Raw genomic sequence first — 759 nt, forward strand, 5'->3', positions numbered from 1 at the left:
ACCGAAACTGATGACGAGAAGGTGAGCAAGCGGCTCATCTTCGTCAAACGGCTCTACAAAGGTGCAACACTCGAAGATGCAGCCGATGATGTAGGGATGTCTCAGTCAACAGGCAGCCGCTGGGCGAAGCTCTGGAACAAGGGCGGTCTTGGACTCCTTGCTCCGAGCTTCGGGGGCGGCCGCCCCCCGAAGCTCACCGACCAGCAGCGAGCGCATCTGCTTGACCTGCTTGAAGAGGGTGAACCTTGGAAGAAACAAGAGATTCAGCACCTCATAAACACCGAGTTCGATGTCGAGTACCACCCGAACTATCTGCCGCGGTTGTTAGATGATCTGGGCCTCTCGTACGCGATTCCGCGTACAGAGAGGCCCGACCGGCCAGACAATGCTGCGGAAATACTCGACGAACGCGTTTCCGATGCGTTCGCCGAGGATGAACCAGACGAGCCGCACAACAAACGCGAAGGAGATGACAGTGATGAAGAATGGACGGTTGACGATGATGTCCGAACAGATGGTGGGACGACCGTCGGGTTCTTTGATATCTCGCACCCACAACCATGGGACAATTCTCAGCGACTCTACACAGTGAACGAACCGACGATCACCCGGCCGCTGGTGAAGATCGATACACCAGCGGCCGGGTTCTATGCTCTCAACGGTGAGAGTGTCCTCCAGTTTCCACTAAATCAAGAGAAAGAACGGATTTGCGCGTGTTTCGAGGAGATACGCGAGCAGAATCCGGGCGAGCGGATTCTG

At 56.0% G+C, this 759-nt stretch carries 1 protein-coding gene; it reads left to right on the top strand.

What is annotated here, in order from left to right; genetic code table 11:
* Window positions 1-759: IS630 family transposase (locus tag O2S87_RS18690; RefSeq protein WP_475410221.1), on the top strand; the 759-nt coding region annotated here is incomplete at both ends.

Source organism: Halohasta sp. A2 (genome assembly GCF_056175805.1).